General features: G+C 67.6%; 13 protein-coding genes and 6 pseudogenes. 10 read left to right on the forward strand and 9 right to left on the reverse strand.

The features are described 5' to 3' along the window. Nucleotides 1–3: 3 nt before the first annotated feature. From AC07FK_RS32350 to AC07FK_RS32360, 3 genes are all read left to right on the forward strand, one after another. Nucleotides 4–183 (forward strand): hypothetical protein, encoded by a 180-nt coding sequence (locus tag AC07FK_RS32350; protein WP_479108485.1) that lies wholly within the window; start codon nucleotides 4–6, stop codon nucleotides 181–183. Nucleotides 184–370: 187 nt separating this feature from the next. Next, nucleotides 371–1,342, forward strand: a complete 972-nt coding sequence (locus AC07FK_RS32355) for an ABC transporter ATP-binding protein (protein ID WP_479108486.1) — start codon at nucleotides 371–373, stop codon at nucleotides 1,340–1,342. Between the two features lie 29 nt (nucleotides 1,343–1,371). Continuing rightward, the gene (locus AC07FK_RS32360) at nucleotides 1,372–2,190 is read left to right on the forward strand and encodes an ABC transporter permease (protein WP_479108487.1); all 819 of its coding nucleotides are present in this window, start codon (nucleotides 1,372–1,374) and stop codon (nucleotides 2,188–2,190) included. Here AC07FK_RS32360 and AC07FK_RS32365 read toward each other — a convergent pair. Together AC07FK_RS32365 and AC07FK_RS32370 are read right to left on the reverse strand one after the other, a co-directional pair. Beyond that, on the reverse strand, nucleotides 2,187–2,759 hold the full coding sequence (locus AC07FK_RS32365) for a hypothetical protein (protein WP_479108488.1): 573 nt from the start codon (nucleotides 2,757–2,759) through the stop codon (nucleotides 2,187–2,189). The genes AC07FK_RS32360 and AC07FK_RS32365 overlap by 4 nt on opposite strands. 840 nt (nucleotides 2,760–3,599) lie before the next feature. Continuing rightward, a complete protein-coding gene (locus AC07FK_RS32370) occupies nucleotides 3,600–3,782 on the reverse strand; it encodes a hypothetical protein (protein ID WP_479108489.1) in 183 nt (60 codons plus the stop codon). An 822-nt stretch (nucleotides 3,783–4,604) separates the two neighbouring features. On the opposite strand from AC07FK_RS32370, the gene AC07FK_RS32375 reads away from it, so the two are divergent. The 3 genes and pseudogenes from AC07FK_RS32375 to AC07FK_RS32385 all read left to right on the forward strand — a co-directional run. Next, complete coding sequence (locus AC07FK_RS32375; RefSeq protein ID WP_479108490.1) at nucleotides 4,605–5,186, forward strand: carbonic anhydrase; 582 nt, start codon at nucleotides 4,605–4,607, stop codon at nucleotides 5,184–5,186. A gap of 14 nt (nucleotides 5,187–5,200) precedes the next feature. Then, nucleotides 5,201–6,679, forward strand: a complete 1,479-nt coding sequence (locus AC07FK_RS32380) for a SulP family inorganic anion transporter (RefSeq protein ID WP_479108491.1) — start codon at nucleotides 5,201–5,203, stop codon at nucleotides 6,677–6,679. A 493-nt stretch (nucleotides 6,680–7,172) separates the two neighbouring features. Next, nucleotides 7,173–7,304 (forward strand): annotated as a pseudogene (locus AC07FK_RS32385) (IS21-like element helper ATPase IstB); the annotation flags it as partial. An 843-nt stretch (nucleotides 7,305–8,147) separates the two neighbouring features. Here the strand turns inward: AC07FK_RS32385 and AC07FK_RS32390 are convergent. Then, a pseudogene (locus tag AC07FK_RS32390) lies at nucleotides 8,148–8,417 on the reverse strand (helix-turn-helix domain-containing protein); the annotation flags it as partial. 291 nt (nucleotides 8,418–8,708) lie between these two features. On the opposite strand from AC07FK_RS32390, the gene AC07FK_RS32395 reads away from it, so the two are divergent. Continuing rightward, nucleotides 8,709–8,894, forward strand: a complete 186-nt coding sequence (locus AC07FK_RS32395) for a hypothetical protein (protein ID WP_479108492.1) — start codon at nucleotides 8,709–8,711, stop codon at nucleotides 8,892–8,894. A gap of 335 nt (nucleotides 8,895–9,229) precedes the next feature. Here AC07FK_RS32395 and AC07FK_RS32400 read toward each other — a convergent pair whose 3' ends face one another. Then, a complete protein-coding gene (locus AC07FK_RS32400) occupies nucleotides 9,230–9,544 on the reverse strand; it encodes a hypothetical protein (protein WP_479108493.1) in 315 nt (104 codons plus the stop codon). A 507-nt stretch (nucleotides 9,545–10,051) separates the two neighbouring features. Continuing rightward, nucleotides 10,052–11,209 (reverse strand): annotated as a pseudogene (locus AC07FK_RS32405) (alkyl/aryl-sulfatase); the annotation flags it as partial. A gap of 827 nt (nucleotides 11,210–12,036) precedes the next feature. Here AC07FK_RS32405 and AC07FK_RS32410 point away from each other — a divergent pair. Then, nucleotides 12,037–12,444: a hypothetical protein gene (locus tag AC07FK_RS32410; protein ID WP_479108494.1), complete on the forward strand. Its 408-nt coding sequence runs from the start codon at nucleotides 12,037–12,039 to the stop codon at nucleotides 12,442–12,444. Here the strand turns inward: AC07FK_RS32410 and murJ are convergent. The 3 genes and pseudogenes from murJ to AC07FK_RS32425 all read right to left on the reverse strand — a co-directional run bounded on the left by murJ (nucleotide 12,400) and on the right by AC07FK_RS32425 (nucleotide 15,291). Next, nucleotides 12,400–14,082 carry a murein biosynthesis integral membrane protein MurJ gene (gene murJ / locus AC07FK_RS32415; protein WP_479108495.1) on the reverse strand — a complete coding sequence of 561 codons (1,683 nt, stop codon included), beginning with the start codon at nucleotides 14,080–14,082 and terminating at the stop codon, nucleotides 12,400–12,402. The two genes, AC07FK_RS32410 and murJ, sit on opposite strands and share 45 nt — an antisense overlap. Before the next feature lie 179 nt (nucleotides 14,083–14,261). Next, nucleotides 14,262–14,540, reverse strand: a pseudogene (locus tag AC07FK_RS32420) (transposase); the annotation flags it as partial. Nucleotides 14,541–14,826: 286 nt separating this feature from the next. After that, nucleotides 14,827–15,291, reverse strand: a complete 465-nt coding sequence (locus AC07FK_RS32425; RefSeq protein WP_479108496.1) for a hypothetical protein — start codon at nucleotides 15,289–15,291, stop codon at nucleotides 14,827–14,829. A 491-nt stretch (nucleotides 15,292–15,782) separates the two neighbouring features. Between AC07FK_RS32425 and AC07FK_RS32430 the strand changes: the two are divergent. Both AC07FK_RS32430 and AC07FK_RS32435 read left to right on the forward strand, forming a co-directional pair. Then, a pseudogene (locus AC07FK_RS32430) lies at nucleotides 15,783–16,613 on the forward strand (IS5 family transposase). Between the two features lie 296 nt (nucleotides 16,614–16,909). Further along, nucleotides 16,910–18,241 (forward strand): phospholipase D-like domain-containing protein, encoded by a 1,332-nt coding sequence (locus tag AC07FK_RS32435; RefSeq protein WP_479108497.1) that lies wholly within the window; start codon nucleotides 16,910–16,912, stop codon nucleotides 18,239–18,241. Nucleotides 18,242–18,319: 78 nt separating this feature from the next. Here the strand turns inward: AC07FK_RS32435 and AC07FK_RS32440 are convergent. Then, nucleotides 18,320–18,404, reverse strand: a pseudogene (locus tag AC07FK_RS32440) (IS5/IS1182 family transposase); the annotation flags it as partial.

Consider the following 18,404-nt stretch of genomic DNA (forward strand, 5'->3'; position numbering starts at 1 on the left):
CTGATGCCCGGCCTGATCGACACCCTCATCGACATCGCCGCCGACTCCTCGGCCGACGGTGACGCCTGCCAGGTCATCGCCACCACCCACGATCCACTTCCCCGTCTCTACCTCGGCGTGCGGGACATCCGCATCGACGCGGACCACAGGTTCTTCGACCGCGCACTCCAGCGCGACGGCTGACCAGGGGAACAGCAGGAGATACGTGAACCGTTCGGTAATGTGTTCATCCGGGGAGGGCCCGAACGGTTGCTGCCCGACGGCACCGGAGCAGCCGCAGCCGTAGACACGTCCCATGACCACGGACGTCGGCAGGGCCTGCGGCCCCTGATCCCAGAAGACGGACCACGAGACGCACGGGGGAACACTGATGACGACCGCTCACGCCTTGTCCGGGGTCGGGAGCAGCCCACCGCCGGAGAGCGACACGGTCATCGCCGTACACGACCTGCGGATGCGCTACCGCGGCCAGGACGTACTGAAGGGCGTCGGCTTCACGGCCCGGCGAGGCGAAGTCGTCGTGCTGCTCGGCCCGAACGGGGCGGGCAAGACGACCACGATCGAGGTCCTGGAGGGCTTCCGGATGCGTTCGGCCGGTGACGTGGCCGTCCTCGGCACCGATCCGGCTCGCGGGGACGAGCGGTGGCGTGCGCGCCTCGGTATCGTGTTGCAGTCCTGGCGCGACCACGGCAAGTGGCGGGTACGGGAACTGCTGTCCCATCTCGGCTCGTACTACGCGCCCTACTCCACCACCCTCGTGCGGCGCCCGTGGGACGTTGACGAGCTCCTCGCCGCAGTGGGGCTGACCGAGCAGGCGGACAAGCGGGTCGGAACCCTGTCTGGCGGGCAGCGCAGGCGTTTCGACGTGGCCGTCGGCATCGTAGGCAGACCCGAGCTGTTGTTCCTGGACGAGCCGACGGCTGGTCTGGACCCGGAGGCCAGGAACGAGTTCCACGGCCTGGTGCGCGGGCTCGCGGACGAGAACACCACCGTTCTGCTGACCACGCACGACCTCTCCGAGGCGGAGAAGCTGGCCGACCGGATCCTCATCCTGGCCGGTGGCCGGATCGTGGCCGACGGTCCGGCCGAGGAACTGTCCCGGCAGGCATCGGCCGAGGCCACCGTCCGCTGGACGCGGGACGGGCAGTCCTTCGAGCAGGCGACGGCAGAGCCCACCCGGTTCGTCCGTCGGCTGTTCGAGGAACACGGCGAGGCGATCGGCGGGCTGGAGGTGCGCCGGGCGAGCCTGGAAGACACCTACCTGACGATGGTGCGGGAGCTGCAGGCGGGGAGCGTTCCCGGTGAGCGGGCGGCGCATGCTTTCGGGGAGGGATCGCGATGAGTCCGATGTGGTACGCGGCGGGAGTAGGAGTGCGGCGCGGCTGGACGGAACTCCGGCAAACCTTCACCACCGGCCAGGACGTGTTCGGGTACGTGCTCTGGACGGTCCTGCTCATCGTTCCGCTGTTCTTGGTCGGTGACGATCCGCTGAAGGGTGCCGGCATCTCGGCCGGCGCGTTCATGCTGCCGAGCATGGTGGGGATGACGCTTGCGTTCACCGGGATGATGACCACGGCGCAGCTCCTGGCGACCGAGCGCGAAGACGGCACCTTGCTGCGGGCCAAGGCCGTGCCTCACGGCATGGTCGGCCACCTCGTCGGCAAGATCATCATGGTGTCGGGAACGGCTCTCGTCTCCATGGCGCTCCCCTTTGCCGTTGGCGTGTTCCTCGTGGACGGGGTTGCCCGGCAGGGCCGCGGAGCGTTGCTGACGCTGGTGTGGGTCGTGCCGCTGGGTCTCCTTGCGACCCTGCCGATGGGTGCCGTCATCGGCTCACTCGTCTCCAGTCCGCGTACCGTCGGGCTGCTGATGCTTCCGGTGATGGGACTCGTCGTGATCTCGGGGATCTACTTCCCCCTGTCGAAGTTGCCCGAGTGGCTGCAGACCGTTGGACAGATCTTCCCCGTGTACTGGCTCGGCCTCGGTCTGCGTGCCGCGTTGCTGCCGGCCGAAGCGGTCGCCGCCGAGATCGGCGAATCCTGGCGGCACCTAGAGACAGCGGGCGTGCTGGGCGCCTGGGCGGTCGCCGGGCTGCTCCTCGCACCGTCCGTCCTGCGCAGGATGGCCCGCCGCGAGTCCGGAGCCGCGATGGCGGAACGGCACCGGAAGGCGATGCAGCGGGTCGGTTAGTGATGTGCCGGGGATGCCGGCCCAGTGGGCGCGGGCTGGTCCAGCTGCTGCTGGCGGCGCCGCTGCTCGTTGCGGCGGTCTTCAACGCGCTGGTTGAACAGCTTCAGCGCCTGCTGCTCGCGGTCCGCGTCGAAGTCGCTGTAGGGGCCGACGCCAAGCGTGAAGGCGTTGGCCCCTTCCTCGATGGCGTCGGCGGTCTGGCGCAGGAAGGAGCTGCGTTCGAGGTACGTGTAGTAGCCGGTGGAGGCAACTCGGACGGGCTCTGTAGGAGGAGTCGTGCAACAGAGGGACGAGAGTACCGACGGACCAGTCTGGTGGGTGAGATGTGGCGAGGGTGTGCTCAGATCACTGTCTTCACCGTCCGGTGATCGGCCCTTGATGGCTTTGAACCGTCCGAAGGTTGGGAAAGGGTTCGCCACTTCTTCGAAGCTCAGGCCAAGGCACGCAGACTCGGTTTCCTGGAGAACGAAGTGGGGGCTCTCAAGGCGGTTATGGACCTCCACCTTGAACTGCAACCAGTAGGTGAAGGCCCAGTCTTCAGGCCCATGCTCATCTGTATCGAGGGGCACGAGGCAAGGTTCTGTACCTGACCGACAACGGGGCCGCAGGTTCATTCGCTGCGAGTCTGCTCGGGTCTCACCGTAGGGCCGCGGATAGCTGCACTTCAGTAGATGTCAGACGTGCCGGTTCCCTGTGCTACTTCCGATTGGGGACGTTTCCTCCTCGTCTGCTGGCGATACAAGCGAGGGAAGAAGTGATCGGACGCTCAGCAGTCCCCCTTACAGCCCCAGCTCCACAACTTGCTCCGGCGCCCCCGGGCCTCGAGCACAGCCACCAGGCCGCCCGCTCAGCCGTGGGCATGCGTTGTGCTTCCACGAGCGCGAACAGCTTCACCCCCCCAGGTGGGCCGTTGGACGTCCGTCGACACGAAGCCAGGTCGCGGTGGTCAGCGGGGAAGTGCTCGTGCCAAGGTGACGGTGAGTGAGGCCAGGACGGTCAGTGTCGAGGCTGGTCATGAGATAGCTTGCCGTTACTGAGATTCGGCGCGTGATGTCGCATGGCAGCAGGTCCTCTGTGCTGGTGTCATGGGCGACTGCAAGGCGACACCACGCAGTGATCATCAGTAATTGGGCTGCTTCGGGCGGTGGTTCGAACAGGGTGCGGCAATGCCTGCACAGCTCTGGTTCGTGTGCTGGCCGGTCGAGCCAGTAGGCGTCGAGGCGGGCGGCCGGGTGGGGGGGCATCCGATCCGTCGAGGCTATTCATGCTTGGTTAACGCTGACAGGTGCACGGGTATGCCGCTGAGCTGGTCGTCATCCGATCGTCACGTTACATATTCGGCTGGTCATTGCGGTCGCGGGACGGTCGCCCTGAAGTCTTTCGGCAAGCCAGGACGGGGGAGGAGCGGCTCAGTTGGCCTGGCATTCCTTCGGATCGGTGCTGATGCCGTCGATCCTGGCACCCCAGGCCCAGTTCGTGTCCCGGTCACCTGCCCAGAGCGTGCGGTAGTAGCACTGTCCGCCCGGCGCATGGTCGATCGCGTAGAGGGTGATATCAGCGTTGGACTCGAAGGAGCGAGCTTTGTCGTGCACGTGGTCCGGCGCGTCCGCGTAGCCCCATGGGCGGTAGCACCAGGAGGCGCCCCTGTAGCCGGGTCGGTGTAGAAGCACAGCTCGCCCGGCGTTGCCGCGACGGACGAGGATAACAGTGTCGTGGTGGTGGGTCTGCCAGCACGAGGAGACGAGGCCTTGGCGGAGTACTTGACGGACTTGACCTGCTACCCAAGTCCCGTGAGGTAGCCCGAGCCCTCGAGCCCGCCCTGTGGCGAGGACTCTGGGACGCGGTTCCGCAGCATGTCGGGACTGCAGTAACCCGGCCATAAACATGTACTCCCCGCTGGCACCGGGGCATTCCGGCTTGCGGGTGGCGATTTGCTCGGCTTGACCTCCCCGCGTGCGGGAATCTTCCGTAATCGTTCGACGCTTCTCCCGCTCTTCGCCCGTCTCTCGGGAGGCGGCTCACCTGTCATCTCATTGGGTCCGCGGCGCACTCCGTCGACACCACGCCCCTCCGCCCTCCGGGTGGTTTTTCGCCGACTTCAAGCTATTTTCAGTCGAAAACAGTGCCGGTTCAGCATGTCTTCTCAGCCCGACCCCACCTGCGCCATTACTCTTCATTGACCTTGTCTTTGGCTTTTCTTGGCGCAGTCCAGCGCGCGTGCCAAGAGAAGGAGGTGATCCGCAGCCGACCCGCCGCGACCCGGCCTGGCCCGCATCACCTCCACACATCAAGAACCTCAACAGCCCACTCTCCGGCGGCACTCCAAGCGTTCCGCTGTTGAGCAGCAGAGCAGTCCCCCACCTGTCCTGTAAGCCCGACGCGCCCCCACGGCGCGCCAGGAGGAGGCACCACACATGCAACCCCTCATCGACAACGCCCGCACGTTCGGACAGCGCCCTGAGGAGTTCGCCGGCCTCGCCCAAGGCCAGACACCAGAGGCCCTGTTCATCACCTGCGCCGATTCCCGGGTCATCCCGGCCCTGATCACCGGCGCCCGCCCCGGCCAGCTCTTCGAGCTGCGCACCGCGGGCAACATCGTCCCGCCATACGCCGGCGAGCACCCCACCAGCGAGGCGGCCACCATCGAGTACGCCGTCGAGGTGCTCGGCGTCCAGCACATCGTCGTCTGCGGTCACTCCCACTGCGGCGCCGTCGGCGCGCTGGTGCGTGGCGAGGACCTGAACGGCGTACCCGCGGTGCGTGACTGGCTCACGCACGCCGCAGAGGAACCCAAGTGCTCCGACCCCGCCGACCCGACGGTCGCCGAGGCCGTGCAGAACCACGTGCTGACGCAGCTGCTGCGGCTGCGCTCCTACCCGTGCATCGAGCAACGTCTGCAGGCGGACCAACTCAGGCTGCACGGTTGGTACTACGAGGTGCACACCGGGGCCGTGCGCGAACACAGCGCGGAATCGGACATGTTCGAGGCACTGTGAAGGGGCTGACTGTGATGTCGAAGTTCCCGCACCTGCGGCAGGACTTCGCCGCCTCCATCGTCGTCTTCCTGGTCGCCGTGCCGCTGTGCGTCGGCGTGGCGGTCGCCTCCGGAGTCCCCGCGGAGCTGGGCCTGGTCACTGGCATCGTGGGCGGCCTGGTCACCGGCCTTCTGCCCGGCAGCAGTCTTCAGGTTTCAGGGCCGGCCGCAGGCCTGACCGTGCTGGTCTTCGAGGCGGTCAGTGAGTTCGGAATAGCCGCCCTCGGCGTGATCGTGCTGATGGCGGGACTGCTCCAGCTCGCCCTGGGTTTCCTCAGGATAGGCCGCTGGTTCCGGGCGATCTCCGTCTCCGTCGTCGAGGGCATGCTCTGCGGCATCGGCCTGGTGATCATCGCCGGGCAGCTCTACGCGGCGGCAGGCATGAAGGCCCCGGACACGGGCCTCGGCAAGATCGCCGGCCTGCCCGGGGCGTTCGCCGACGCCCTCGGCAGCACCAAGGCGCTCGCCTCGCTCGCGATCGGCGCGGGCACCATCGCCGTCATCGTGCTGTGGAGGAAGGCGCCGAGGAAGGCGCAGATCGTGCCCGGCGCCCTTGCCGCGGTACTGCTGGCCACGGTCGCCTCGCTCGCCTTCAGCCTGCCAGTCGCCACCGTCGAGGTAGAAGGGCTGCTCGGCGTCATCCAGCCGCCCGGCGCCGACGCGTTCGGTGAGCTCGCCAGCCCGGCCATCTGGGGGACGATCATCGCGTTCGCACTGATCGCCTCCGCAGAGTCGCTGTTCAGCGCGGGCGCGGTGGACCGGCTGCACGATGGTCCGCGCACCCAGTACGACAAAGAGATGATCGCCCAGGGTGGGGGCAACGCGGTGTGCGGCCTGCTCGGCGCGCTGCCGATGACCGCGGTGATCGTGCGCAGCTCGGCCAATGTCAACGCGGGCGCGAAGACCAAGGCGTCGCGTGTGCTGCACGGCGTGTGGCTGCTGCTGTTCGCCGCCGCGCTGCCCTCCGCGCTGGCGCTGATCCCGCTGCCCGCGCTCGCCGGCATCCTGGTGCACGCGGGCTGGAAGCTGATCCCGTTCCGCCAGCTCGCCGGGCTGTGGCCGGGGCAGAAGGGGGAGGCGTTGATCTTGGTGGCCACCGCCGCGTCGATCGTCGCCGTGAACATGTTCGAGGGCGTGCTCATCGGTCTGGCCCTGGCGGTGATCAAGACCGCCTGGGAGGCATCGCACCTGAAGACAGAGGTCATAGACAAGGGCGCGGGGCCGATCCAGGTGCACCTGTCGGGCAACGCGACGTTCCTGCGGCTGCCGAAGATACTCGACAGCCTGGAGGCCCTTCCGCAGGATCGGCCGATCGAGATGGACCTGTCCGGGCTGCACCACCTCGACCGCGCCTGCCGCACGGCCCTGGAGAACTGGGCCCAGCGGCACAGCGCACCCGACACCGAACCGGTGAAGGTCACGACCGCGGAGCCGGTGAGGGCTACGGCGCCGTAAAGTCTCGCCGGAGCGATCTGCCGCCCGGACGAACGCTCGACCCGAGCCTCCGGCCGAGCGCGCCGTCCGGTGCGCAAGCGGTGTGGGCACAGGTTCACCGACCGGGCGTCGCGTGCATCCGGTTCAGCGGCGGGCGGCGTCGGCGTCACGCCTACTAGGGCTACTAGGGCCTGTGTGATGTCGTGGTCAGTTGCTGGATTCTGCCCTTCGCGCGGGGTGGAACCCGGTAGGACTGTGTGGTCGTGACACGCAGGCAACTCACGCATGACCAGCGGAAGTTCATCGAGCCGTATCTGCCGATGGGGAGGTATTGCCCATGGACCGCTTCAGCCGGGTTCACTGCGCTGGCCGGGGGAACAGTCCGGAGCCTCGGGTGGCAGCATGAAGGCAATCGTGCAGGCGGCGGTCTCGGGCCTGTTGGTGCAGCTCGGACACACGGTCAGGAGCCATCCGATGAAGGTGACCTGCTTGTTCTTGCCGAGGACCCCAAGGCACCGACCCCCACCTCTGCGCGGCGATCGTCGACCGGCTCACGTTTAACGGCACCATCATAGAAACCGGCTGCGACTCCTTCCGCCTCGCCAGCACCCGGGCCCGCGCAGTGGAACCCGCCAAGGCCGGCTGATCTCTGCCGATTCCACCCCGCCGGTCGGCCGCCCTCACGGGTGGCGGGCCGACTCCGGTCTCGGCGTCCTTCAGGATGCCGATTCATCCGGCTCGGAAGACCTAGGGTCACGGGCACGTCGCAGAAGGTTCCTCGCCAGCAGCACCACCCAGGCCACCAGCATCAGCGTTGAGGCAACCCTCACCCAGGGCGCGGTGTCGCTACTGGCCGCCGTCCACCCGCAGAACAGGATGCTCAAACACATCCAAGCCGGGCTATCAAGGAACTCGCCCCTCGGGTTTCGCGACACCCCCGCCCTCCTCCTGCGCAATTCCGTCTTCGCCAGAGCAGAAGGATATGGCAGGCGATCGAGCAGTCCCGATCACGACCTGCTGATGTGCCGATGACCAAGGGACAGGGGTGTTGGCCGCGATTCCGAGCTACTTGGCCAGTCTGGTCATGGAGAGTGAATACTCTGCGGAGGAGCCACCGCCGTGACTCCGAGGGGTGGCGGCGCATGTGGGGTCCCGTGTCTTCGCGTCAAAGCGGCCAGCCGTCTGCTGGCCAGCGGAGAGCGGCGCACTGGCTTCGCTTCCGGGTCACCGGTCGCGGAATGAAGCCCAGTCCGGCGGGTCGCTTCCGGGGCGGTCCGCGGTCGACGATGAGGCGCCAAGTACACCGGCGAGAATCGACAACGCCAGTGCCCAGCGCCGCGTCCGCGAGCGAGGAAGCAGGCCGCCCCCACGACCGGTACCACGATCGGAACCCCCGGGCCCGGTTCGGGTTCACGGCAGCCCCCGTAAGCAGGCGGGAGCGACCGCTGCCGGCGCTGCCGGTGAGCAGCAACCCCGCTCGCGCCTTCACTTCGCGCAGGGCGCGGGTCAGCCCCGGTGCCTTCTTGGCCAGGAGTGTCACGACGGAGCGGACGTAGGCGTGCGCCGTGCCCACGCTGATCCGGAAGCCGGCCGAGATCTGGGCGAGGGTGGTGTGCTGGCGCAAGTACACCAGCGCGCCCAGCGCACGCTGGTGCGCAGGCAGCTTGCACCGCCGGTCACCCTCACGGAGGACGATCAGCATCGTTACCCTCTCTACGAGAGCGTGCGGAAGGTCGAGTGCGGCAGGATACGTAATCAACGGGGCTCCCCGGCAACCGAGATGAGATGTCAGATACCTCCCTCAACTGCCTGGGAGCCCCGCCCGTTCTGCCACTACGGCCCCGCCACCGACGTCACCCGATCGGTGACCACTTTGAAAAAGCTCACTGAAGTAACGCCGGAGTCGGCGCGGGGCCCGGCTCAACTTCCGGTTGCAGAGCCAGGTGCCGTCCAGGGCGCGGCGGCCACCGGTGACGGCGTAGCGGCGTGCGGCCAGGATGGTCTCGGTGTCGCTGCCTATGTCGCTCGCGAGCCGGGCGAGGATGGTGTCGTGGGTTTCCTGTTCGCAGAGGTAGGGCGGGGCGAGCTCGAGGGCGATCTGCCCGCTTCGGCCGCTGGCGGCTGCCAGTTCGTCGACCAGGCGCTGTACCGCGTTCGGATCAGCGGGGCGCCGCTCGGTGTCGGCGAGTGCTCGCTCCAGAGCGCCGCCGTCATCCTCGGCGGTGTATGCCGGTGAGGAACGTCGGCAGCTCGCAACCAGGAGTTCGGTGTCCTTTTTCCTTTACCCGTGACTGAAGTGCGTGCAATGCGTTGTTCCTGGCGGTGCTCGCATTGTCCATCCCTCGAGGGTGCGGCCCCCCGGGGTCCTGGCCAACGCCCGGTCCAGGTCCCCGGATCTTCGTGCCGGACCGCTTGGACGCCGGCGTGGCTGAATCCGACATCTGTTCACGCGAAACGCCCGGCTGGGAATTCCCAGCCGGGCGTCTGGCGTGAACGGCTTGCGGCCCATCAGCTCAACGGGTATCGCCCGTTTCCGGCTTGCCGGCGAGCGCGGGGAGGGGTGGCGCGTGGTTAGAGAAGGCCGAGGTCGAGGCCGAGGCCGGGTCCCGTCTCGGCGTGGGCGTCGCTCCTGGCCCGGGTGTCCTCGCCGCTGCAGATCTGCTGGACCGAGACGGCGGTCGCCGGGCCGCTGCCGAGGATCGTGATGGGCCCGGTCGCGAGGTTGATCAGCCCGAGCTGGAGCGTCTCGTCGCTGACACGGGACCGCTGCTCGCACACGACGACGTTGCCGTCCTTGCCCTTGTGCCGGCCGTCGGGGTGGCCGTAGCCGTCGCCGTCGCCGGCCGCGGCGACACCGGCCCCGAGCATGCTGAAACTCCCGAGCATGGCAGCTACCAGAGCGGCATTGCGAAGCTTGCGCACAACATCTCCACTTCCGTCAGATTTGACGTTATTGGGAAGTACCGGACAAATCAGCACGTTAGGTCATGTTTGTGATGTTTTGTGTGCAACGCGCCGTGGTGTCCTCTCGTTACGGAGGGGCCGGGGGCGCCGTAGCTGTGACGGGATGCGGTCGGCGTGGGCCGTCTGGCCTTGTGAAGCCGCCGACCGAGCCGAGGGGATCTCCCTTTGGGGTGTTGCAGAAGCGTGGGGTGTGGGGTGTGGGCGCACCCTCGTGGTGAGTGGACAAAGCAGGTCCTCCCGGGGCTGGCCGTAGGCGGCGTTCGGCCCCCGGTTGTGCTGCCCGCCGGACTGGTGAGGACCACTGCTGATTGAGCAACCGGCCACGTTTCTTCTGCCAATCCGCGCTGGACCGGGCGGCGCTGTCGCCCTGTGCCCGTTTGGTGGATATGGGGGCCCGGGTGTCGTGGCGTCTTGGCTGGGCCGTCATGGGGGGGTGCCTTCGAACCAGCCCAAGTAGCGGTAGTAGATGGCCTTGACGTTGTGGCTCACCGACCCGTAGTAGCCGCGGGCGTCCCAGGCGTTCTCCAGAGCCGGCGGCAGCTGGATCTCTTCGGCGATCTCGGCGGCGACCATGCCCCTCGTTCAGCATCCGCAGCGTCTGGTCGTGGAGGTAGACGTACAGGTCGCGCTGGCGGGCCAGGAGCGCCACCACCTTCTCGTGGCCCCAGGTGGGCCAGTGGTGGGAGGTGAAACCGACGTCGTAGCGGCCGTGGAACATGTCGATCGCCTCGTCGATGTACCGTGACCAGTTCGCGCGTCGCGCACCACCGCACCGCGCAGCGTCTGGATGTTGTGCAGGGTGTGGGTGACGTTCTCCGCCATGCGCAGCGCCCGCTGGTTCGGCGGCAGGATGTTCATCTCCGAGGGAGCCTCGGTGCCAGGGGTGAGCTGGAAGACCATACGCACCCCGTCGACCGTCTCCTCCTGGCCGCTGGCGGTGATGTCCAGCGTCGGGGGGAGCCCGATCGTCCCGGTTGACATCGCCATCCCAGACCCGCACCCACCTGCCCCAGGGGCGAACGCGGCAGCCGGTCCCCGTACATGTACACCGCACGGCGCGTCATCGCGTTGCCCGCGTACCCGTTCTCGCTGATCGCGTGCTCCATGAACCCCGTCGGCGCCACCACCGGAATTTCCGTCTCCGACCCCACCGGGACCACTCCCCGCGCCCCGCCGAAATGGTCGGCATGCGAATGCGTGTAGACCAGGCCCGTCACCGGCCGCTCGCCCCGGTGCTCCCGGTACAGCCCCAGCGCCGCCGCGGCTGTCTCCGCCGAGATCAGCGGATCGATCACCACCACACCACGCTCACCCTCCACGAACGTGATGTTCGACAGATCCAGCCCCCGCACCTGGTACACACCCTCGGACCTCGTACAGTCCCTGCTTCGAAGGCAGCTGCGCCTGCCGCCACAGACTCGGGTTCACCGTCTGCGGGCATCCCGCCTCCACGAACCCGTAGACGTCGTTGTCCCACACCGTGCGGCTCCCGGCATCCCGCACCACGGCCGGCACCAGCGCGCCGAGGAACCCCCTGTCGGCATTGTCGAAGTCGGTGGTGTCCTCGAAGGGAAGACTGCTGCTCATCGGCCTGCTCCATTCCACGACGCCTTTTCGCGCAGATTAAGCCCTTATAGGGCTTCCTGGTGGTTGGCGAGGGCGGAGAAAGCGCCGACACCCCCCTTCCCAGTGACGGCGAGCGACCTGCTCTGCTGCGCCCGTTCGCCCCATGGAATGGCCGAACCGGCATCCCGCCGGGACAGGAGCGGCGCGCGATGCCGTCGCCGACGTGCTGCTCGACGTGTCCTCTCCCGAGCGGGATCGTCGGTCGGTTCATCGGCCCTCGGCAGCCGACGGGTCGGGTGTGTCGGAGGCGCGGTGGCTCTGTTCGTGCCACAGCGGGGGCAAGACCCTGGCGGGTTGGGATTCCGCCCAAGTCAGACGGCCCAGCAGTAGGGTGCCGCTCGGGGTGGGGAGGCGGTTCAGGAGGCCCCGCAGGTGGATGGGGACCATGGGGGAGGAGGCCGCGGCGGTGGTGACGTCGTCGAGGCTGGTGCGCAGGAAGTCCTGCCGCGCACCAGCTCACCACAGCACTGGGGAGGTCCTATGCCGGAGCCGCCCACTACGCGTAGCCAGAAGCCCCCTTCAGAGCGGGTGCTGCGTGCGATGTGCCGGGTTCGTGTCAGTGGAGTGGTTGGCAGTGGCTGGCCGCTGTTTCCTGTCATTTTTTCGCTGGTCATGGACGGGCGAGCGGCTGTCCGCTGCTGACATGGGGGTGACACGGACAACGCGTCTCAATGCCACACCGCGGTATATCCCATGGTGGGTCACTGACACGAGGCCGAGATATCGCACCAGAGATACAGCGACGACACCTACGAGGAGACCACCGGCGCCACCCTGGCAGAGCTCCGTTGAGTTCGCGGTGTCCCCGGCCCTCCTACCGCCGCGCTGAGGAGATCTTCGAGGAGAACACCCAGCTGCCGGCCAACCCCCTCGCCTCTCCGGACGGCATCGAGGACCTGGACGGCGGGACGCTCCACCGGCTCCGCCACAGTGCCCTGACACACGACGCCGAGGACGGCACGTCCACCCCGATGCTGCTGGCCCGCTCTCGCCACGCCTCCGTCCGCTCCCTGGAGCGGTACGCCCGCCCCGGCGTCGACGCGGTCGCCCGGCACGTCGCCGAGCGCCCCCCGCACGTCGCCGGACGTGACACCCATGTTGGCGGCTGGTGCCGGCGTTCTTACCCGCCCCCTTTCATCGTTTGCCTGGACTCAACGCATCCCGGGCAGACGACGGAGCTCGTTGACCTTCAGTAACCGGGCGAGAAGGAGATACGCCAGGGCTGTCGCGAGCGCCCCGGCAGCCAAGGCGACAGCAGTAGGCCACGTCCCATCTCCCGGGCCAGCGCACGCACGCGCTGCGGCCCAGCCCAGCCCAGCAGCCGGGCACGCGGCGCACAGCAGCTTCACGTAGGTGCGGCGCACACCTCCGTCGTCGATCCGGCCCCCCATCTTTTTGCGCAGCAGGTAGGCGGTAAGTGCGAGACCGGCCACATAGGAGAGGGTGTAGGCCCCGGCCATGCCGACTACCGACCAGCGGGCGGGCAGGGCCACATGGCAGGCCGTGGCCAGGGCGATGTTCACGCCTGCGATCCAGGCCGCCATGAAGAACGGGGTGCGGGTGTCCTCGAAGGCGTAGAAGCCGCGCAGCATCAGGTACTGGGCGGAGAACGGGATGAGCCCGAGCCCGAACGCCTGCAGCATGTAGCCCAGTGGGCGGGCTGAGGCGGCATCGGCTGCTCCGTGGGCGAACAGCAGCGAAGAGATCTGGGGCCCCAGGGCGAGGAAGAGGAAGGCGGCGGGCACGATGACCACGCCGCTGATCCGCAGCGCCCCGGACAGGTCCGCGCGCAGGTCCGGGATGCGGCCCTCGGCGACGGCCCGGCTCATGCGCGGCAGCAGCGCCGTCACCAGGGACACGGTCACGATCGACTGCGGCAACATCCAGATGGTCTGCGCGTAGATGTAGGCGGAGTAGCCTGCGCCGGCCTGCGGCAGCTCCTGGTCGGCGGCATTGGCGTAGTTCGTGACCACCGTCAGGGAGACCTGGTTGGCCAGGACGAACAGCAGCGTCCACTTCGCTGCGTGCACGCTCTTACCCAGGCCGGTGCCCCGCCAGTCGAACCGCGGCCGGAACCGGAAACCGGCCGCCCGGGCGAAGGGGATCAGAGCCAGGGCCTGGACGGCGATGCCCGTAGTGGTCCCGATCCCCAGCAGCCGCACTTGGGCGGCGGTGATGTCCTCCACCCGGTCGGGCACCGTCATCAGCCCCAGATAGGCGGCAAACATGCCGACCAGCACGACGTTGTTCAGCACCGGGGTCCACATCATCGCGCCGAACTTCTCACGCGCGTTCAGCACCTGCCCGTAGATGCTGAACAGGCCATAGAAGAAGATCTGCGGCAGCAGGAACCGCGCGAACGTCACCGTCAGCTCGAACGCCTCGTGATTGTCCGGGGTGTCCCGCATGTACAGGCCCACGATCTGCGGCGCTGCCCATACCGCCAGCGCCGTCCCCACGCCCAACACGCACACCACGAGCGTGACCAGCCGCTGCTCGTACGCCCGCCCGCCATCGGGCTCCGTGGCCCGGGCCCGCACCAGCTGCGGCACCAGCACAGCATTGAGCGCGCCGCCGATCAGCAGCGTGTACAGGCTCGTCGGCACGGTGTTCGCCGTGTTGTACGTGCTGGCCAGCAGGCCCGTTCCCAGCGCCGCGGCCTGCAGCACCTGACGGATCAGCCCCGTCGCCCGCGAGACCACCGTGCCAACAGCCATCAACAAAGACGAACGAGCCAGCCCGCCTTTGTCCTTATTCCGCCGGGCGGCATGCCGCCCCCTTGTCTGCTGCTCCTGCGGCATGGTCTGCGCCGCAGAGTTCGCCCCCTCCACCATGCCGTCAACCTATGCCCCAAGATCCCACGCCCCCAATTCGCGCGCCTTACTGCTCGCGCGGTCCCGGCACGCGTCCGTCCGCTCCCTGGAGCGGCACACCCACCCGGCCCGCTCACGCGGGGGCTGTCGCGCTCTCGGGGTCTGTCCAGTAAACGGTGTAACCGTGGTTGGCTCGTGGGTCAGATTCGGTTGTTGGTGAGGCGTCCGTCGAAGGCGATGTCGAAGGCCTGGAGGGCTCGCTTCCAGCGGGTGGTCCAGCGTTTGCGGCCGGCGCCGGTCGGGTCGAGGGACATCACCGCGAGGTAGACGCACTTCAGGGCGGCGTTCTCGGAGGGGAAGTGGCCACGGGCCCTTACCGCCCGGCGGATCCTCGCGTTGACGGACTCGATCGCGTTGGTCGTGCAGACGATCCGGCGGATCTCGGCGTCGAAGTGCAGGAACGGGACGAACTCGGCCCATCGCCTCCGTGTCGTGGGCGATGAGGTGGCATTGCAGGGGCGCTCGGCCCTGGTGTACCCCTTCGCGACCACCTACGAAGGGTGCGCACAGCCCGAGTACGACCCGTACGTTGAAAAGAACAACTTCTCCGTGCTCCCAGTGACCGGCGACGAGAACCGGGACGCGGGAATCCTGCTTTCACAGTTCTATACGAAGAACCGCCTCATCGACGGCATGGACGACGGCTTCATCGTCAAGATCAGCTGAGAGTCGGGGGCAGGAGTGAACCAAGCTCCTGCCCAGTCCTCATACGTCGACGGGCCAGAACTGCGCAAGGTAACGTTCCACGCCTTCGGGCACCGACTCCTGTGCCAGGCACCGCACTTCCTGCCGCCCCGCGCAGTAGATGCGCACCCGCCACTCCCTTCCAGCGTCGGGAAGCCGCACGTACTCGGGCATGGGGCCGGCCACGGCCCACAGCGCCAACTCGCCTGATGCACTGTGAATCTGTGCCTCACCCTGCGCCTCCCACGCGTCGCGTGCCTCCGCAGAAGGAGGCTCTGCGTCCCACACCTCGACCGTCAACGAAGCCGTGTGGGTATGCCCGCCGCTCTCCACATCGATACGGCCGGGGTGCTCCGCCAAGAAACCTTCTGGAACACGCCCCTCGGGGTAGCCGACCGGCACGAACCGATCGTCCACCTCCTGGAGACCGAATCCGAAGAAGTCGACCTCGACGTCGAGCTCCTGCTGCTTGATCAGTTCCGCCACGCCTACTCCTTTGTGCTCGTCAGTTACCCTGCCGTCGCGCGAGATCGTATAGGCCCAGCTCAAGCGCCACGGTAAGACACCCCTCCTGCCACCAGTTCCCGGCCATGCCGACGAGCCTGCTGCAGCCACAGAATCCCTAGAGCGGACCTGCCCAGAAATTAGCGAGCCGCAGGCATGCTGTACGGCGCCTTCACACTGCTCCGCCAGCATGCATCCGGACCGGACCGCCCAATCCAGCCCGCAATTCGACCACAGCCTCGCACTGGGCGACCAGTCCGTCGACATCCGCGTCAGCATCCACTCCAGCCGGGCCAAGAACTACGTCCACGAGTTCGATACCGACCCTTGCCTCCTGGCGGCTTGAGCCAGCCGCGGCATTTCGTCCACCACACGCAATGAACTCGGCATTGCCACCTGAACTCCCGCCAGTCCAGTCACCACCGGGCCAGGGACTGTCGTCAATGTGATCTTGGGTAGTGGATCATGGTCGGGTGATACGCTGCCATGAACTGTCCGATGCTGAGTGGGATTTCGTGCGGCCGTTGCTGCCCCGGAGGGTGATGGGGCGGCCTCGGCTGGACGACCGGACGATGCTCAACGGGATCGTGCGGAAGTTCCGTGCCGGAGTGGCCTGGCGTGATGTGCCCGAGCGGTACGGATCCTGGGCCGTCTGCACACCCGGTTCCGCCGCTGGGCCGCCGACGGCACGTTCGACCGGATGCTGCGGGCCGCGCAAGCCAGGGCGGACGCGGCCGGGGACATCGACTGGCTGGTGTCGGTCGACTCCAGCATCGTCCGCGCCCATCAGCACGCGGCCGGTGCCCGAAAAGGGGGGCACCGCAACCCGGCACTCGGACGCTCCCGCGGCGGACTGACGAGCAAGATCCACCTGGCATGCGACGGCCTGGGCCGCCCGCTCGCCCTGTTGCTCACGGGCGGAAACACCAACGACTGCACCCAGTTCACCGCCGTAATGGAGGCAATACGAGTACCCCCCAGGGACCGGGACGCCCGCGGGTGCGGCCCGCTCACGTCATCGGCGACAAGGGCTACAGCTCGAAAGCGATCCGCACCTGGCTGCGGCGTCGCAACATCCCCCCACCATCCCAGAGCGGGCCGACCAGGTCCGCAACCGTGCACGACGCGGCAGCCTCGGCGGCCGCCCTCCCGTCTTCGACAAGCAGGTCTGCAAGCACCGCAATGTCGTGGAACGGTGCTTCAACCGCTTGAAGCAATGGCGTGGCATCGCCACCTAATACGACAAGACCGCCCAGTCCTACCAAGGAGCCGTCACCCTCGCCTCGCTCCTGATGTGGGCGTGACACTTTGACGACAACTCCTAGGTAGGTAGGAACGCCCGTCCGCAAGGCGCCGCCGAACGGAGACTTGGCGGACGGTGCCCTGCAGCAGCCGCCTCGACAGACGTGAGGCACAGGCTCCTATCGGTCCTTCTGGCACGACATGGGCCGTCACCGGCGCCACGTTGAGATGTTCGACTGCGGCCGGCGGACCGGTATCGCGCAGGCGGTTGCTTGGCCTGCTCAGCGCCTCGTACACCACTGAGGCTTCCCAGGGGCGGTGGCAGCCCCTGGGCCCTGCCTGGGTAGGGTCACCGTTCGTGACCAAGATCAAGTTCGTCCAGACGGCGACCACGACAGCAGCCACCCTCGCCCTCCTCGGCGCCACAGCCCCGGTGCCCGCGCTCGCAGACGGCGGCACGCCCGTCCCTGCGGTGACGACCGGCGCCGTGTTCAACGACCCCACCAGCCTCGACCCCGCACGGACCGACGCGATACCCACCCACCTCGCCCGGCTCATCGACGGCGCGGTCCCCGGTTCCGACATCATGATCTCCACGTATGTGTTCGGCTCCAAATGGGTGGTGGAGCGGCTGAACGCGGCGCACCTGCGTGGGGTGAACGTTCAGGTGATCCTGGACAGCGAGACCCGCCGTCACTGGGAGGGCGGCCCAATGTACGACCTGCTCGCCGCCGGGCTCGCGAAGAAGCCCGCCGGCTCGGGTGACTCCTGGGTGCGGCTGTGCGCCGACAAGCAGGCGTGCCTGGCGAAGGATCCGGCCCCGGCGGACGGCTGGCCCAGCGTCAACCACAACAAGTTCTACCTGTTCTCCCGTACCAAGGGCAGCGCCACCGCCACCGTGCCGGTGGACAACGTGGTCGTGCAGTCCTCCGCGAACATGACCACCTGGGACCGGAAGAAGTCCTGGAACGACGCCCTGACGGTGGCCGACAACCAGGCCCTGTACGGCGCCTACGCCGCTTATTTCAAGCGGCAGGCCGAGGCTCAGGCGGACCCGTCGAAGCAGGTTTCCGACGTGCTGATGGACGCTCAGGCGGGCAGGGCCAAGGCCTACTTCTTCCCCCGGGCGACCACTGACGTCATCGTCAACATCCTCAGCACGGTGGACGACCCGGTCGACGGGAAGCCAGCCTGCTACGGCAACGACACCGGCTACGGCACCACCGACGGCCGCACGGTGATCCGCGTCGCAATGCACGGGATAACCCGGCCTGAAGTCGCGCAGAAACTGTGGGACCTGGACGACGCGGGCTGCTACGTCGACATCGTGTACCGCGGCCTCGACGCTTCGGGAACCGTCGTCGAGCAGATCCTCACCAAGCCCACCCGGTACGGCGGTGTCGGTCTGCACAAGCTGGACGACGCGGCGGGCGGCACGCACACCGCCACCCACACCAAGTACCTACTCATCGAGGGCACCTACAAGGGCAAAAAGAACCAGAAGATAGTCTTCACCGGCAGCCACCCCTATACCAAGTCGGGCCTGACCGGAAACGACGAAGCCCTCCTGAAGTGGGACGACTCCACGGACCCTGAGCACCCCACCGCCTCCGTGTACGACGCCTACCGGGAGAACTTCCGCACCCAGCGCGCCGTCGCCGACGCGCAGAACACGCAGCCGCAACCGTAAGGTGACGGCGGGCGCGCGGCGTCATTGCACGCGGTGGTCAAGCGACGGCCAGAGCCTTTGGGGGGTTTAGACGCCGTTTCAGTTGGTGAGGCGACGGTGGCAGATGAGGGCTGCGGCTATGCCGACGAAGGCGAGGAAGTGGTCGGGCTTGCGTTCGTAGCGG

It is taken from the genome of Streptomyces sp. NPDC046122 (assembly GCF_056429965.1).

Bases quoted from the DNA above. Each gene is read 5' to 3' on its own strand.
- AC07FK_RS32350 (WP_479108485.1), top strand. From the start codon at position 4: ATGCCCGGCCTGATCGACACCCTCATCGACATCGCCGCCGACTCCTCG.
- AC07FK_RS32355 (WP_479108486.1), top strand. From the start codon at position 371: ATGACGACCGCTCACGCCTTGTCCGGGGTCGGGAGCAGCCCACCGCCG.
- AC07FK_RS32375 (WP_479108490.1), top strand. From the start codon at position 4,605: ATGCAACCCCTCATCGACAACGCCCGCACGTTCGGACAGCGCCCTGAG.
- AC07FK_RS32380 (WP_479108491.1), top strand. From the start codon at position 5,201: ATGTCGAAGTTCCCGCACCTGCGGCAGGACTTCGCCGCCTCCATCGTC.
- AC07FK_RS32400 (WP_479108493.1), bottom strand. From the start codon at position 9,544: ATGCTCGGGAGTTTCAGCATGCTCGGGGCCGGTGTCGCCGCGGCCGGC.
- murJ (WP_479108495.1), bottom strand. From the start codon at position 14,082: ATGGTGGAGGGGGCGAACTCTGCGGCGCAGACCATGCCGCAGGAGCAG.